This window comes from Streptomyces lydicus (assembly GCF_004125265.1).
Lineage (GTDB): Bacteria > Actinomycetota > Actinomycetes > Streptomycetales > Streptomycetaceae > Streptomyces > Streptomyces lydicus_C.
This window is the reverse complement of the sequence record NZ_RDTE01000003.1, coordinates 5,406,950-5,422,155: the sequence shown is the minus strand read 5'-3', so window position 1 is coordinate 5,422,155 and position 15,206 is coordinate 5,406,950. Positions and strand designations below refer to the sequence as shown.

Sequence of the window (15,206 nt, the reverse complement as noted above, 5' to 3'; positions counted from 1 at the left end):
TCCCAGGAGGCCGCCGCGCCCCGATCCGCCGGTGTCCGCCGGTGGCGTCCCCACCGGTCCACAGGCCGCTTCCCTACGATGGGCCGGGTGACGAGTGACACCACCGCGACCGACGCCGCCGCGCAGCACGCCCCGGAGCCGGCCGAAGCGCCCCCCGGGTGGCAGCGGCGGCTGCGCCGCTTCGGGTATCCGGTCCACGCGCAGGGCGATGTCCGCGCGCGGCTGGTGCCCGCCTTCCCCGAGCCGAGCGGCCGCCTGTGGGCGGTGTTCGGTGTGGGCCCGGCCGCCGCGGACCGGCTGGCACGGTGGTCGGGCTGGGCCGGGCCGCTGCTGGTGACGCTGTTCGCGGGGGTGCTGCGGTTCTGGAACCTGGGCAGCCCGCGGAAGGTGATATTCGACGAGACGTACTACCCCAAGGACGCCTGGTCGCTGCTGCAGTACGGCTACGAGGGCACCTGGGCCAAGAACGCCAATGACGCGCTGGTCGGGCATCCGCCGCAGATCCTGCTCTCGCCCGAGCACTCGTACGTCGTCCACCCGCCGATGGGCAAGTGGCTGATCGCGCTCGGTGAGTGGGCGTTCGGGTTGAACCCCTTCGGCTGGCGGTTCATGGTGGCGCTGCTCGGCACCCTGTCGGTGCTGCTGGTGTGCCGGATCGGCCGCCGGCTGATGCGGTCGACGGCGCTGGGCTGCCTGGCGGGCGCCCTGCTGGCGGTGGACGGTCTGCACTTCGTGATGAGCCGGACCGCGCTGCTCGATCTGATCGTGATGTTCTGGGTGGTGGCCGCGTTCGGCTGCCTGCTGGTGGACCGGGACCGCACCCGGGCCCGGCTGGCGGCGGCGCTGCCGCTCGACTCCGAAAGCGTGGCGCACCCGGACGGGGAGGCCGGCGACCGGCTGCGGCTGGGGTGGCGGCCGTGGCGGATCGCGGCCGGGCTGTGTCTGGGCCTGTCCGCCGCGACGAAGTGGAACGGTCTCTATTACCTCGCGGCGTTCGCCCTGATGTCGGTGCTGTGGGATGTCGCGGCGCGCCGTACGGCGGGCGCCCGGCGGCCGTTCCGCTCGACGCTCCGGCGCGATGTCCTGCCCGCTTTCGGGTCCACCGTCGTCCTCGCCCTCGCCACCTATCTCGCGTCGTGGTCGGGCTGGATCGCCACCAAGGGCGGCTACTACCGCGACTGGGCGACCACGCCGGACGGCCGGGCGGGCGGCTGGACCTGGCTGCCGGACTGGCTGCGCAGCCTGTGGCACTACCAGACCGAGGTCTACGCCTTCCACACCGGACTGACCACCCCGCACACCTATCAGTCCAACCCGTGGAGCTGGCTGGTCCTGGGCCGCCCGGTCTCGTACTTCTACGAGGACCCCAAGGCGGGACAGGACGGCTGCACGGCGGCCGAGGGCTGCGCCCGCGAGGTGCTGGCGCTGGGCACCCCGCTGCTGTGGTGGGCGGCCTGCTTCGCGCTGCTCTACGTCCTCTACCGCTGGCTGTTCCGGCGGGACTGGCGGGCCGGGGCGATCGCCTGCGGGGTCGCGGCGGGCTATCTGCCGTGGTTCCTCTACCAGGAGCGGACCATCTTCCTCTTCTACGCGGTGGTGTTCGTCCCGTTCCTGTGTCTGGCGCTGGCGATGCTGATCGGCGCGCTCATCGGGCCGCCGGGGTCAACCGAGCGGCGCCGCACGGTCGGTGCGGTCGGTGCCGGTGTCCTGGTTCTGCTGATCGTGTGGAATTTCATCTACTTCTATCCTCTCTATACGGGTATGCCCATTCCCAAGTCGGCCTGGCACCACCGGATGTGGTTCGACACCTGGGTGTAGCCGGCCGGCCGGCGCGGCCGACCGGGGGCGGTCCGGCGGAAGTTCGACAACTCTGTAACAGCTGCACAACAGCGCGTCACCGGACCGTGCCCTGATCGAGACTCACCACCTCCCCGTGTCCCTTAGAGTGCGGGGCACGTTCTTGTGTGCGTATTCAGGGCCGAGGCTCTGGGAGGGAATCGGTGGCATGCGCCGAGAGGTGAAGTACGGGCTGATCGGCGGATCGGTTGCCCTGGTGGCGGGAGTCGTGGGCGGCTTCACGCTGTTCGGCGGCTCGGACGGGTCTCCGCAGGAGGTCAGGTCGGCGGACGCCAAGTCGGGCGACAAGCCCAAGGTGGCGACCGGCCCGCTGTCGGCCAAGGAGGTCCACACGACGGCACAGGGCTTCCTGACCGCCTGGCAGTCCGGCGACGCGGCCAAGGCCGCCGGGATGACGGACGACCCGGTCAAGTGCAAGGCTGCGCTGGAGGCCCTGGCCAAGCAGGCGCGGTTCTCGAAGGTGGCCGTGACGCCGGGCACGCCGTCGGGCGACAAGGTGCCGTACTCCGTCGCCGCGCAGATCGACTACAAGGGCACCAAGGCGGCCTACTCGTACCGCACGGCCACGACCGTGCAGCGCGACAAGACCACCGGGAAGCCGCAGATCGCCTGGCAGCCGGCGATGCTGCACCCGGGCCTGACCAAGGGCGATCAGCTGCAGACCGGCGAGGCCGAGGCGCCGCCGATCAAGGCCGTGGACCGCAACGGCGCGGAGCTGACCCCCGAGGCGCATCCGGCGCTGGCCGGGGTGCTGGACAGCCTGCGGGACAAGTACGGCGCCAAGACCGACGGCAAGCCCGGGGTGGAGCTGTTCATCCACCGTGCCAAGGCCGCCAAGGCCGCGGACCAGTTGCCCGACAAGACGCTGAAGGTGCTCTCCAAGGGGACCCCCGGCACGCTCAAGACCACGCTGGACGCCAAAATGCAGGCGGCGGCCGAGCGGGCGGTCAAGGGCAAGAAGTCCGCCTCCGCCGCCGCGGTCAAGCCCAGCACCGGTGAGATCCTGGCGCTCGCCAACTCCCCCGCACGGGGCTTCAGCATGGCCACCCAGGGGTCGCTCGCCCCCGGCTCGACCATGAAGATCGTGACGTCGGCGCTGCTGATGGACAAGGGCCTGACCTCGCCGGGCAAGAAGAACCCGTGCCCCAAGTACGTGACCGTCGGCGGCTGGAAGTTCCAGAACCTCAACAAGTCCGAGATCAAGGACGGCACCTTCGCCCAGAGCTTCGCCGCGTCCTGCAACAACGCCTTCATCTCGCACGCCAAGGACCTCAAGGACGACGACCTGACCAATGAGGCCAGGGACGTCTTCGGCATCGGCCTGAACTGGCAGACCGGCATCCCCACCTTCGACGGTGCGGTGCCCGTGCAGCACGACGCGCAGATGGCGGCCTCGCTGATCGGCCAGGGCGGCGTGCGGATGAACCCGCTCAATGTCGCCTCGCTCTCCGCGACGGTCCGGGCCGGCTCCTTCCACCAGCCGTACATCGTCTCGCCGTCGCTGGACCACCGGACGCTCGCCAAGGCCGCCCGCACCATGAAGCCGTCCACCCTCAGCGGCCTGAAGTCGCTGATGAAGCTGACGGCGACCTCCGGTACGGCCGCCGAGGCGATGGCCGGGGTCAGCGGTGACATCGGTGCCAAGACCGGCTCGGCCGAGGTCGACAACCAGAAGAAGCCCAACGCCTGGTTCTCCGCCTACCGCGACGACCTCGCCGCGGCGGCCGTCGTCCCGGCGAGCGGCCACGGCGGCTCCAACGCGGGCCCGCTGGTCCGCGCCATCCTCACCGCCGGCTGACGGACGCGGGGCACCTCCCGGGTGCCCCTCATCTCATCGACCGAATTCCCCTCGCATGGCCCGCACCGCCTTCGCTAGCGTGCGGGCCATGAGCGATTCCCGGTCCGGCACCGCCCCGCAGACCATGCACGACACGGCCGTCGTCCCGCTCGGCCCCGCGGCCCCGACCGAGTACGCCGGCGGCCGGGCCGTCGACGTCCGCGAGCGCACCGCATGACCCCGCTCGTCGTCGCGGCGGTCCTGATGGCCGCCGTCACCCACGCCAGCTGGAACGCCATCGCCCACGGCATACGCGACCAGCTCCTGGCCTTCACCCTGGTCGGCGGCGGCGGTGCGCTCTGCGGCCTGGCCATGGCCGCCGTCACCCCGCTGCCCGCGGCCGGCGCCTGGCCCTTCCTCCTGGCCTCCAGCGTGCTGCACATCGTCTACCAGGCCCTGCTCATGCAGTCGTTCCGCCTGGGCGACTTCGGCCAGATGTACCCCATCGCCCGCGGCACCGCGCCCCTGGTCGTCACGGTCCTGGCCGCCGTCTTCGTCCACGAGGTCCCCAACGGCTGGGGGCTGGCCGGTGTCGCCCTGGCCTCCGCCGGGCTGGTGGGCGTCGCCCTCTGGGGCATCCGCGGTTCGGGCACCAGGCCGCACTGGCCGGCCCTGCTCGCCGCCCTCGCCACCGGCCTGGCCATCGCCTCCTACACCACCGTCGACGGCCTGGGCGTCCGCGCCTCCGGCACCTCCCTGGGCTATATCGCCTGGCTGATGATCCTCGAAGGCATCGTCATCCCCGCCTACGCGCTCGCCACCCGCCGCCGCCAACTCCTCACCGAACTGCGCCCCATCGCCCTGCGCGGCATGGCCGGCGGTGTGCTCTCCGTCTTCGCCTACGGCCTGGTCCTGTGGGCGCAGACCCGCGCACCCCTCGCCCCCATCGCCGCCCTGCGCGAATCGTCCATCATCGTGGGCGCCGCCATCGGCGCCCTCTTCTTCAAGGAACGCTTCGGCGCCCCCCGGATCGCCGCGGCCGGCCTGATGGTCATCGGCATCGGCCTGATGCTCCACACCGGCTGAGCGAGCGGCGCCCCACACCCAGGCGGCCCGCAGCGCCCGCATGAACGCGCGCTGCGTCAGGGGAGCAAAGGCGGAGCGCAGCGGAGCGTAAAGCGAAGCAGTCCGAACACCCATCCCGGAGGCCCCGAACCCGGCACCCCTCACTCAGCCGGGGCCCCACCCCACACACCCACCCCCGCCGAAGGCGGCAACCCCACGACAACCAACCCCGCTGCCGCCGAAGGCGGGAAAGAACAACAGAAAGAAAAACGGCGGGTCACCCGGCAACGTGGGAAGTCACCGCCGCGGCGGAACGGCAACGTGGGAAACCGCGCGCAACAGCGCCTGCGCACGAGGATCCGCCGTAACATTCCGCTGCATCCCATTCGTGACATACCCGAACGCAAGCCCCGTCTCCGGGTCGGCGCAGGCGAGCGCGCCACCGCGGCCGGGGTGGCCGAAGGAGCCGGGGGCCAGGAGCGGCGAGGCCGGGCCGTGGAGCATGAAGCCCAGGCCGAAGCGGGTGGGGACGAGGAGGGTGCGGTCGGGCCCCGCGGACTCCTCGGTCCGGGCGAGGGTGAGCGTCGCGGGCGCGAAGAGCCGGGGGTGGCCGTCGACGGCCCCGATGAGCGCGGCGTAACAGCGGGCCAGCGAACGGGCGGTGGCGATACCGCCGGAGGCGGGCAGCTCGGCGGCCCGGTAGGCGGGGTCGTTCTCGTCGGGCGCCGGAGTGATCGCGGCGAAGGCGCGACTGGTGAGCGAGTCCGGATCGGCGTAGGCGTCGGCGACGGACGGCTTCGGGCGCGCCCGCAGGCCGGTCGCGGCGGGCGGGGCCGGCGCCGCGACGGCGGCGACTCGTCCGACGCGGGACTGCGCCGCCTCGGGCAGGCCGACCCACAAGTCGAGGCCGAGCGGCCCGGCTATCTCGTCGGCGATCCAGCTGCCGACGCTGCGGCCGGTGACCCGCAGCACCAGCTCGCCGATCAGCCAGCTGTAGGTCTGCGCGTGGTAGCCGTGGTCGGTGCCGGGCTCCCAGAAGGGTGCCTGGGCGGCGAGCGCGGCGGGGCCGCTGACGCCGTCGATGGCCTGACCGGGGGTGAGCGGGGTATCCAGGGCCGGCAGTCCGGCGCGGTGCGAGAGCAGATGGCGGACGAGGACGCGTTCCTTGCCGGCGGCCTTGAACTCGGGCCAGTACGTGCCGACCGGCGCATCGAGGTCGAGCTGTCCGCGCTGGTGCAGCAGCAGCGGGACGAGGGCCGCGATGCCCTTGGTCGCGGACCGGATCACCTGGGCCGTGCCGGCCTCCCAGAGGGCCGCGCCCGCCGCGTGCTTGCCGGCGTCCCCGTCCTTGGTGCCGCCCCACAGGTCGACGACCTTGCGCCCGTGCCGGTACACGGCGACCGCCGCGCCCCGCTCGCCGCGCCGGGCGAAGTTGGCCATGAAGGCGTCCCGGACCGGCTCGAAGCCGTCCTCGACCGTGCCCTGGACGTCCACCACTGGTTCCTGCTTCCCACTCATCCGTCGCATTCGTGACCCATCCATGGTGCAACGCGCGGATCAGTGCTGATGACCAGGACCGCACCCCGTGGCCTTCGTCACACGGGTGCGCCGGGGCCCGGATCTCACCGGGGTGGGGCCCGGCGACGGGTCACCGTCAGCCCGGCGACGGGTAGTCGTCGGGCCGGTGGCGGGTAGTCGTCGGGCCGGTGGCGGGTCGTCGTCGGCCCGACCGCAGGTCACCGCGGAACATCGACCGACCGCGGATCGAAGCCGAAGGGCAGCTCCAGCCGGTGGGTGCGCATCAGTTCCTCGTCGCACAGCAGCTTCTGGGTGGTCCCGTCGGCCACGAGCACCCCGTCGGAGAGCACGACGGACCGCGGGCACAGCTCCAGCGCGTACGGCAGGTCGTGCGTGACCATCAGGACGGTGACGTCCAACGACCGCAGGATGTCCGCGAGTTCACGGCGGGAGGCCGGGTCGAGGTTGGAGGACGGCTCGTCGAGGACCAGGATCTCGGGCCGCATCGCCAGCACGGTCGCGACGGCGACCCGGCGGCGCTGCCCGAAGGAGAGGTGGTGCGGCGGACGGTCGGCGAATTCCGCCATGCCGACCCGGCCGAGCGCTTCGGTGACCCGCTCCTCCAGTTCGGCACCGCGCAGTCCCGAGGAGGCCGGACCGAAGGCGACGTCCTCACGGACGGTGGGCATGAACAGCTGGTCGTCGGGGTCCTGGAAGACGATGCCGACCCGGCGGCGGATCTCCGCGAGGTTCGCCTTGGCGACCGGGAGGCCGGCGACCTCGACGGTGCCGGCGCCCGCTTCGAGGATGCCGTTGAGGTGCAGGACGAGGGTGGTCTTGCCGGCGCCGTTGGGCCCGAGCAGCGCGACCCGCTCGCCGCGGCCGACGGTCAGGTCGACGCCGAAGAGCGCCTGGTGGCCGTCGGGGTAGGCGTAGGCGAGCCGGGAGACGGCGAGGGAGGGGGCGGGTGCGGTGGTGCTCAAAGGGTCCATCCCAGGAGGCAGACGGCGAGCGCGGCGAGGGGGAGGGCGGCCGCGCCCGTCCATTGTGCGCGGGTGGTGGTGGCCTCGCCGACCTGGGGCATGGTGCCGGTGTAGCCGCGGCTGACCATGGCGAGGTGGACCCGCTCCCCGCGCTCGTAGGAGCGGATGAACAGCGCGCCGGCCGACTTGGCGAGCACGCCCCAGTGGCGGACGCCGCGCGCCTCGAAGCCGCGGGAGAGCCGGGCGATCCGCATCCGCCGCATCTCATCGGTGATCACATCGCCGTAGCGGATCATGAAGGAGGCGATCTGGACGAGCAGCGGCGGCATTTTGAGCCGCTGCAGGCCCAGCAGGAGTGCGCGCAGTTCGGTGGTGGCGGCGAGCAGCACGGACGCGGCGACGCCCAGCGTCCCCTTGGCGAGGATGTTCCACGCGCCCCACAGCCCCGACTCGCTCAGGCTCATCCCGAGGACCGCGACGCGCGGCCCCTCGGCGACGAACGGCATCAGCAGGGCGAAGGCAACGAACGGCACCTCGATCAGCAGCCGCTTGAGCAGGAACCCGGCCGGAATCCGGGCGGCCCCCGCGGCGGCCGCGATCAGCAGCGCATAGAGCCCGAACGCCCAGACGGCCTCCCGCGGGGTGGAGACGACGACGAGGACGAAGCAGAAGACCGCGGCGATCTTGCAGTGCGCCGGCAGGGCGTGGACCGGTGAATGTCCGTGCCGGTACAGCTTGTGCGCATGGCCGGCGCCCATCTCAGGCACTCTCCGAGGAACGCCCGGTGCCCGCAGCCTGCCGCTCGCCGCTGCCCGCGCCCGGCTGCTCACCGCTGTCGGCGTTCCTGCGGCGCCGCAGCACGACGAACACGCCGGTGCCGACGGCGAGCGTCGCGCCCACCCCGATCACACCGGCGAGGCCGCCGGCCAGGCGCGGGTTGGTGATGTCCTTGACGCTGTAGTCGGCGAGCGGGGAGTCCTTGGCGGCGTGGTCCTTGGCCTTGGCGTCGATGCCCTGGTCGTGGGCGACCTTCTCCAGGCCGTCGGGGCTGGCGGAGGCGTAGTAGCTGATGCCGCCCGCGCACACCAGGGCGGCGGCGAGCCCGGCCAGCCAGACCCGGCGGACGGAGCGGCGCGGGGCCGCGGAGACCGCGGAGGCGCCTGCGGGAGCGGGAGAGGTGGAGGCGGGGGCGGGAGCGGCGGGCCGGGAGGGCGCGTCGGCAGCCGTGGCCCCACCGGCCGGCGCGGACCCGTCGGCAGGCGCGGACTCGCCGGCCGGCGCGGCGAGCGGCGAGGTCCGCAGCTCCAGCGGCTTGGCCAGGCCACGTGCGCCGTACACCAGGTCGGGGCGTACGGCTATCACCGCGCCGACCGTCAGGGCGGTGATAGCCGCCTCGCCGATCCCGATCAGGACGTGGACGCCCACCATCGCGGTGAACACCTTGCCGATCGGCACGTCCGCGGTCCCGCCGAGCGCGTAGATGGCGGTGAAGGCCACGGCGGCGGCCGGCACCGACACCAGCGCGGCGACGAACGAGGCCACGGTGACCGAGCGGCGCCGCCGCGGCAGCACCTTCACCAGCCCGCGGAACAGCGCGTAGGCGACCACGGTCGTCACGATCGCCATATCAGTGATGTTCACACCCAGCGCGGTCAGCCCGCCGTCGGCGAACAGCACGCCCTGCATCAGCAGCACGACGGAGACACACAGCACACCGGTGTACGGGCCGACGAGTATCGCCGCCAGCGCTCCGCCCAGCAGATGCCCGCTGGTGCCGGCGGCGACCGGGAAGTTCAGCATCTGCACGGCAAAGATGAACGCCGCGACCAGTCCGGCCAGCGGCGCCGTACGCTCCGCGCCCGAGACACCGCCCGCGCCCGCGCCCGCACCCGCCAGCTCGCGCCGGGCGCCCCGCAGACTGACCGCGACCGCGGCGGCGGCGACCACACCGGTCGCGGCCGACACCGGCGCGTTGATGAATCCATCGGGTACGTGCATCTCAGGCTTCTTCCGCTTCAGGCTCTGCAACCCACCAATGGTGGTGTCTCCTGCAAATAACTTGCAAGAGCGCCCATGATGCGAAACGGCCACGGCGCGCGCAAAGCCGGGTCCCACCTGCACCCCTCTGCACACCCTCCCCCAGAGGCGCATACGTACGAATAAGCGGGGTGCCGACCCTGCCACTCGCACGCCCCCGCACGCCTCCGTACGCCCCTTACGCCGCCGTACGCTCCCGTACGCACCGCGGCCCGGCGACCGCCCCCGTCCCCACGGGAGGCCGTCGCCGGGCCCTCTGGATGCACCGGCCGGAAGCCGGAGCGGTACCGGCCCGTCAGACGCGAGCCGGTTCGCGTGCGGCGCTCGGATCCGGCCCGTCAGACCTGCCGGTACCGGCACCGGCACCGCTGCCGCCGTCCCCCTCGCCGTCACCGTCACCGTCGCCGAGCTGCGTACGCAGCCCCTCCCCCTCGACATCCACATTCGGCAGGACCTTCTGGAGCCACCGCGGCAGCCACCAGGCGGAGCGGCCCAGCAGCGCCAGGACCGCGGGGACCAGGGCCATGCGGACGATGAAGGCGTCGAAGAAGACGGCGACGGCGAGCCCGAAGCCGATCATCTTGATCATCGAGTCGGAGGAGCCGATGAAGCCGGCGAAGACGCTGATCATGATGACCGCGGCGGCGGTGACCACCCGCGCACCGTGCCGGAAGCCGGTGACCACGGCGCCGCCAGGACGCTCACCGTGCACGAAGGCCTCGCGCATCCGCGTGACGAGGAAGACCTCGTAGTCCATCGCCAGCCCGAAGACCACGCCCACCATGAAGATCGGCATCATGCTCATGATCGGGCCGGTCTGCTCGACCCCGAACACGTCGGCCAGCCAGCCCCACTGGAAGACGGCGACGACCGCACCGAGCGCCGCCACCACCGAGAGCAGGAAGCCGAGCGCCGCCTTGAGCGGGACGAGCACCGAGCGGAAGACCACCATCAGCAGCAGGAAGGCCAGGCCGACGACCAGCGCGAGATAGGGCACCAGCGCGTCGTTCAGCTTCTGCGAGACATCGACATTCATCGCGGTGGTGCCGGTGACCAGGGTCTTCGCCCCGGTGTCCGTGGCGATGCCGCTCGCCGTGGACCGGATGTCGTGCACCAGGTCCTCGGTCCCGACGCTACTGGGCTTCGACTTCGGGACGACGTTCAGCATCGCGGTGTCGCCGGCCTTGTTGAAGGTGGGCGGGGTGACGACGGCGACGTCGTCCAGCTTGCCGACCTCCTTGGCGACCCGCGCGGCAGCGGACTTGGCGCTCTGCCCGTCGTGCGCGTCCCGCCCGTCGACGACCAGCATCAGCGGACCGTTGAAGCCCGGCCCGAAGCCGTCCGACAGCAGGTCGTACGCCTTGCGCTGGGTGGTGTGGGTGGGCTGCGAGCCGTCGTCCGGCAGCCCCAGCTCCAGCGAGGCCGCGGGGATCGCGACGACACCGAGGCCGACCACGCCCGCGAGCAGCACGGAGACCGGCCGCCGCAGCACGAAGCGCGCCCAGCGGGTACCCATATTCGGCCGCTCGGCGAGACTCGCGCTCTCCGACTCACCCGCCTCCTTAGGGGCCTTAGGGGCCTTAGGGGCCCTACGAGCCTTACGGGGCAGCACCCGCGCCCCCGCGAAGCCCAGCAGCGCCGGGATGAGGGTCAGCGCGATCAGTACGGCGATGACGACGGTGCCGGCCGCGGCCAGGCCCATCTTCGTCAGCATCGGGATGTTGACGACGGTGAGGCCGACCAGCGCGATCACCACGGTCAGCCCCGCGAAGACGACCGCGGAGCCCGCGGTGCCCACCGCGCGTCCGGCGGCCTCCTCGCGCTCGCGGCCCTCGGTGATCTCGGCGCGGTAGCGGGAGACGATGAACAGGGCGTAGTCGATGCCGACGGCGAGGCCGATCATCGTGGCCAGCGTCGAGGTGGTGCTGGAGAGGTCGAGCGTGCTGCTCAGCGCGGTGATGGTGGAGACGCCGATGCCGACGCCGATCAGCGCGGTCAGCAGCGGCAGCCCGGCCGCGATCAGCGCACCGAAGGTGATGACGAGGACCACCGCGGAGATCACGATGCCGATGACCTCGGTCGCACCGGTCTCGGGGATGGCCTGCAGGGCGTTGCCGCCGGTCTCGACGGTCAGCCCGGCAGCCCGGCCGTCCTTGGCCGCGTCCTTCAGGGCGTCCTTGGAGGCGTCGGTCAGTTCAAAACCGGTGACCTTGTAGGAGACCTGGGCGTAGGCGGTGCGGCCGTCCTTGCTCAGGGTCTTGGCGGCGTACGGGTCGGCGACCCGGTCGACCTGCGAGGAGCCCGACTGCAGGGCGTGCACGGTCCGTTCGACGGCCGCCTTGTTCGCCGGGTCCTTCATCGTCTCGCCCGCGGGGGCCTTGAAGACCACCCGGGCGGTGGCGCCGTCGGCGTTCGTACCGGGGAAGCGCTGGTCGAGAAGGTCGAAGGCACGCTGGGCCTCCGTGCCGGGGATCGAGAAGGAGTCGGCCGCGGGTGCGGCGGCGGTGGCGGCCCCGACACCGGCGACTGCCAGCAGGGCCACCCATATCAGGGCGACGAAGCGGCGCCGCCGGAAGGCGAAGCGGCCGAGCTTGTAGAGGAAGGTGGCCATGAGACCGGGTGCTCCCGTCGGATGAAGGGCGTACTTGGGCGTACAGAGGCGTGCGCCATCACCCCGGCGACGAGAGCGGCGTGCCGGGTACGAGGACTGGAATGAAAGGGGAGTGTGGGGCGGGCGGGATCAGACGCCGAGGGCGGGGAAGACCACGGCATCGAGATAGGCGGAGAGGAACGCGGCATCGGCGCAGCGGTCCTCGATGAGCTGCTGGGCGATGAGGGCGCCGACGAGCATGTGCGGCGCGAACTGGAGCGCGGGACATCCGGCCGCGATCTCGCCGCGGTCGATGGCGCGCTGCAGCATCGCGTTCAGCCCGGTCACCTCGGGGTCGAGGAGGACTTCGTGCAGGGCCTGGTGGAGCTCGGGGTTGCCGTGGATGGCCATCCCCAGCCCCCGCATCAGGGCCGCGTCCTTCTCGACCTGCCCCGCGTTGTCGGCCCGGCGCACCAGCTCGGCGAAGTCGCCGCGCAGGGTCCCGGTGTCGATGTCCGCGGTACTGACCGGCTTGCAGTGCCGCAGCGCCCTGGCGACGAGCTCCGGCTTTCCCTGCCACTGGCGGTAGAGGGTGGCCTTGCTGGAGCGCGTACGGGCGGCAACGGCATCCATGGTCAGCGCGTCATAGCCGACCTCGCGCAGCAGATCGAGCACGGCATTGAAGAACTCGCCCTCCCGCTCGGGAGTCAGCCGGCTGCGCCCCATGACACCTACCTCCTGGTCGGACCGTACGCTCGCGGCCACCTTACCGACGGCAACTGCGAACGAAACGGTTTCGTACACCTCGAAGATAGAGCCACCCCGAGCGAAACGGAAGCGTTTCGCTCGTGGCCTGCGTCACCGGGGCGACCCTCAGCATTTGAGGACCATCTCGGCCCAGACTGCGAAGCCGCCCTCCAGATTCCGCTGCCCCCAGCGATCGGCCAGCGCCTCCACGATCAGCAGCCCGCGCCCGCCCTCCTGCTCAGACCCCGGCCTCACCGGCGCGGCCACACAGCCCAGCCCCTCATCACTCACGCCGATACACGCGGTCCGCGCGGTACGCGAGAGCGCGACGGCAATGAGGCGGCTGTCGCTGTACTTCAGCGCGTTGCCGACGAGCTCCCCGGTGATCAATTCCAGCGCTTCCACCTGCTCCGGGGCCACCCCCCACCAGCAGGCCATGGTCCGCACGTAATGGCGGGCGGCGCACGCGGAGGAAAGGTCCCCACCGGGGAGCGACTGCAGGCCCAACGCCTGGAGTGGGGTGGACGACTGCTTCAACGCGCGCCAGAGGGCATCCGTTAACTGACCGTCCGGGGAACCGAGTTCAGGTTCCGGATCCCGCCCGAAGTCGGCGCATACGTCAGGCGTCTGGTCGAGCGGCCCACCTGCCCCGCCGGGCCGCATTGCCTCCAGCCGGTTGACGAGGCGGGACACCGGGCCGGCGCCGTCCGTGGACAGATAGCTGGGCCGGCCATCCTCCCCGACCCAGGGCAGCCGCCGCAGCGAAGCGTCATCGGCATTCACCGCGCCACCTCCATGTCGCGCATGCCATATGCGGTAACCCAAAGCGTGCGGAGCTGTCGCCGATGCCGTCGCTCGTGCCGCTGTTCGCGGGTGAGCAGGTAGGGGCGGATCATGGCCGTTGCCCGGCCGTCGATGGGGGTGTCGGTGGCGTAGGGGCCGGGGCGGCGGGGCGCCGTCGCAACGACTGTCGGCCGGGCGGCGCGGGCCGGGCGGGAAAAATGGCTCAGCGCTCCGGCACGGTGTCGGCCACGTGGGGCGATCAGAGACCGCAGTCGGTTGATGACGTGCGCGTACTGGCGGTGCATGACCTCAACTCCCTTTGCAGAGTCAGCATCGATACATCGCAAGAAGACTGCCATTGGATTCCAATGAATAGCGGACTCATAAATGGAGTTCATCAATGTGGGTGACGAGCAATCCGAGGGTGCCCGTGTCGGCCAATGGCTGCGTACGCTCGCCGTGTTGGGCCGTCGCCGAGCGTGACAGCGAATGGCGAGCGAGGAGGAAGGGGTGGGGATGACCGCGACACTCACAGGACCGGCAGGGCGCATGCAGATCGCCCGTGGCTTGATCTCGTTGCGCGAGCGATGCGGCTTGACTCAAACACAGGTCGCCGAGCGGGCTGGGGTCAGCAAGGCGACAGTGAGCCGTTACGAGATGTGGCAGGACCGCGCCAGGATCCGGTGGGCCACGGTGAAGGCGATCGCCGACGCCTGTGACGCTTCTGCGAGTGAACGCGACGCCCTGGTCCGAGTCGCGCGGACCCAGACCGACGGCTGGTGGGTCGGAAACAGCGCGGTGCCGGAATGGATGGACCCGCTGGTGTCCTTCGAGCACGAAGCCGAGTACGAGCACCTCTGCGCCAACACCGTCATCCCTGGTCTGCTGCAGACGCGGGAGTACGCCCTCGCCATCCATCAGGCGCGCGAGGTGCGCAGCCCGAACGATGTGATCGAGCGGATGGTGGACGCCCGGATTCAGCGCCAGGGCATCCTTCGACGGGAGCCTCCGCTGCACGTGTGGGCTGTGTTGGATGAAGCCGTTATCCGCCGGGCCGTCGGCAACTCAACGGTGATGGCCCAGCAGTTGGACCACCTCTACGAGATGGCGCAGAGCCCCACGGTTGAGATCCAGATCCTGCCTTTCAGCGCTGGCGCCCATGCGGCAGGCGCGGGCGACTTCGTCATCCTCGGCAGGAACGACGAACGGAACCCGCTCAACTCCATGGCCGTGGTCTACATCGAGATGCGTCGACGCGGGCTTTATCTCGATGAAGCCGAAGACGTGTCCGGTTATAAGCTCACCTTCGACTACCTTCGCTCACAAGCAGCCGACACCTCGGCGTCGTTGCGGCTGCTGACCAAAGTACGACAGGAGCTGTCTCATGACTGATCGCCCACTGTCCGGCATAGAAGTACCGGCTCCCACTTGGTTCAAGAGCAGTTACAGCGGCGGCGAAGGCAACGCATGCCTAGAGGTCGCACATGCCGGGAAGCGGGTCGCCATCCGAGACTCCAAGGCCCCGGGTGGGCCCGCGCTGGAATTCCCGGTTGCGGCGTTCGCGGCGTTCCTCAACGAGGTGCGGCACAACGGCACACCAGGGCTGATCCATGACTGATCGCCTGCCGTTCCGGAGCGACATTCCGGCCTCCGCCTGGCACAAGAGCAGCTACAGCGCCGCCAACAACGAGTGCGTGGAAGTCGCACGTGCCAGAGCATGGGTCGCCGTCCGCGACTCCAAAGCCCCGGACGGCCCCGCATTGGCATTCCCGGCGGCAGCCTTCACGGCGTTCGTCGACGAAGTGCGAGGGGCCTCGGCCGGCGGCCGCCCGGTGTGACGTCTCAGCGT

15 protein-coding genes are annotated in these 15,206 nt (G+C 71.2%); 7 read left to right on the top strand and 8 right to left on the bottom strand.

All coding sequences use genetic code 11. From position 1 onward, the window contains the following. Window positions 1-78 precede the first annotated feature (78 nt). The 4 genes from D9V36_RS26405 to D9V36_RS26395 all read left to right on the top strand — a co-directional run bounded on the left by D9V36_RS26405 (window position 79) and on the right by D9V36_RS26395 (window position 4,720). Window positions 79-1,818, top strand: coding sequence for a dolichyl-phosphate-mannose--protein mannosyltransferase (locus D9V36_RS26405; protein WP_129295935.1), 1,740 nt, complete (start codon window positions 79-81; stop codon window positions 1,816-1,818). Between the two features lie 187 nt (window positions 1,819-2,005). Then, window positions 2,006-3,655 (top strand): penicillin-binding transpeptidase domain-containing protein, encoded by a 1,650-nt coding sequence (locus D9V36_RS26400; RefSeq protein WP_129295934.1) that lies wholly within the window; start codon window positions 2,006-2,008, stop codon window positions 3,653-3,655. An 88-nt stretch (window positions 3,656-3,743) separates the two neighbouring features. Next, on the top strand, window positions 3,744-3,872 hold the full coding sequence (locus D9V36_RS42705) for a hypothetical protein (protein ID WP_277753466.1): 129 nt from the start codon (window positions 3,744-3,746) through the stop codon (window positions 3,870-3,872). After that, window positions 3,869-4,720 (top strand): EamA family transporter, encoded by an 852-nt coding sequence (locus D9V36_RS26395; RefSeq protein WP_129295933.1) that lies wholly within the window; start codon window positions 3,869-3,871, stop codon window positions 4,718-4,720. Before D9V36_RS42705 ends, D9V36_RS26395 begins: the two co-directional genes overlap by 4 nt. 276 nt (window positions 4,721-4,996) lie before the next feature. Here D9V36_RS26395 and D9V36_RS26390 read toward each other — a convergent pair whose 3' ends face one another. The 8 genes from D9V36_RS26390 to D9V36_RS26355 form a co-directional block, all read right to left on the bottom strand. Continuing rightward, the gene (locus D9V36_RS26390; protein ID WP_129295932.1) at window positions 4,997-6,217 is read right to left on the bottom strand and encodes a serine hydrolase domain-containing protein; all 1,221 of its coding nucleotides are present in this window, start codon (window positions 6,215-6,217) and stop codon (window positions 4,997-4,999) included. A gap of 218 nt (window positions 6,218-6,435) precedes the next feature. Beyond that, window positions 6,436-7,209, bottom strand: coding sequence for an energy-coupling factor ABC transporter ATP-binding protein (locus tag D9V36_RS26385; RefSeq protein WP_206739733.1), 774 nt, complete (start codon window positions 7,207-7,209; stop codon window positions 6,436-6,438). Further along, the gene (gene cbiQ, locus D9V36_RS26380; protein WP_129295930.1) at window positions 7,197-7,958 is read right to left on the bottom strand and encodes a cobalt ECF transporter T component CbiQ; all 762 of its coding nucleotides are present in this window, start codon (window positions 7,956-7,958) and stop codon (window positions 7,197-7,199) included. Before cbiQ ends, D9V36_RS26385 begins: the two co-directional genes overlap by 13 nt. A 1-nt stretch (window position 7,959) precedes the next feature. Further along, window positions 7,960-9,198, bottom strand: a complete 1,239-nt coding sequence (locus D9V36_RS26375; RefSeq protein ID WP_129295929.1) for an energy-coupling factor ABC transporter permease — start codon at window positions 9,196-9,198, stop codon at window positions 7,960-7,962. Between the two features lie 334 nt (window positions 9,199-9,532). Then, complete coding sequence (locus D9V36_RS26370; RefSeq protein ID WP_241721048.1) at window positions 9,533-11,848, bottom strand: MMPL family transporter; 2,316 nt, start codon at window positions 11,846-11,848, stop codon at window positions 9,533-9,535. 129 nt (window positions 11,849-11,977) lie between these two features. Continuing rightward, window positions 11,978-12,553, bottom strand: coding sequence for a TetR/AcrR family transcriptional regulator (locus tag D9V36_RS26365; protein ID WP_129295928.1), 576 nt, complete (start codon window positions 12,551-12,553; stop codon window positions 11,978-11,980). A 147-nt stretch (window positions 12,554-12,700) separates the two neighbouring features. After that, window positions 12,701-13,357, bottom strand: a complete 657-nt coding sequence (locus D9V36_RS26360) for an ATP-binding protein (RefSeq protein ID WP_129295927.1) — start codon at window positions 13,355-13,357, stop codon at window positions 12,701-12,703. Next, window positions 13,354-13,662: a hypothetical protein gene (locus tag D9V36_RS26355; RefSeq protein WP_129295926.1), complete on the bottom strand. Its 309-nt coding sequence runs from the start codon at window positions 13,660-13,662 to the stop codon at window positions 13,354-13,356. The genes D9V36_RS26360 and D9V36_RS26355 overlap by 4 nt, the downstream gene beginning before the upstream one ends. 211 nt (window positions 13,663-13,873) lie before the next feature. Between D9V36_RS26355 and D9V36_RS26350 the strand changes: the two genes are divergently transcribed. Genes D9V36_RS26350 through D9V36_RS26340 form a run of 3 tightly spaced genes read left to right on the top strand, consistent with a single transcriptional unit; the run spans window position 13,874 to window position 15,195 of the window. After that, window positions 13,874-14,749 carry a helix-turn-helix domain-containing protein gene (locus tag D9V36_RS26350; RefSeq protein WP_241721047.1) on the top strand — a complete coding sequence of 292 codons (876 nt, stop codon included), beginning with the start codon at window positions 13,874-13,876 and terminating at the stop codon, window positions 14,747-14,749. Beyond that, window positions 14,742-14,975: a DUF397 domain-containing protein gene (locus D9V36_RS26345; RefSeq protein ID WP_129295925.1), complete on the top strand. Its 234-nt coding sequence runs from the start codon at window positions 14,742-14,744 to the stop codon at window positions 14,973-14,975. Before D9V36_RS26350 ends, D9V36_RS26345 begins: the two co-directional genes overlap by 8 nt. Further along, complete coding sequence (locus tag D9V36_RS26340) at window positions 14,968-15,195, top strand: DUF397 domain-containing protein (RefSeq protein ID WP_129295924.1); 228 nt, start codon at window positions 14,968-14,970, stop codon at window positions 15,193-15,195. Before D9V36_RS26345 ends, D9V36_RS26340 begins: the two co-directional genes overlap by 8 nt. Window positions 15,196-15,206 lie beyond the last annotated feature (11 nt).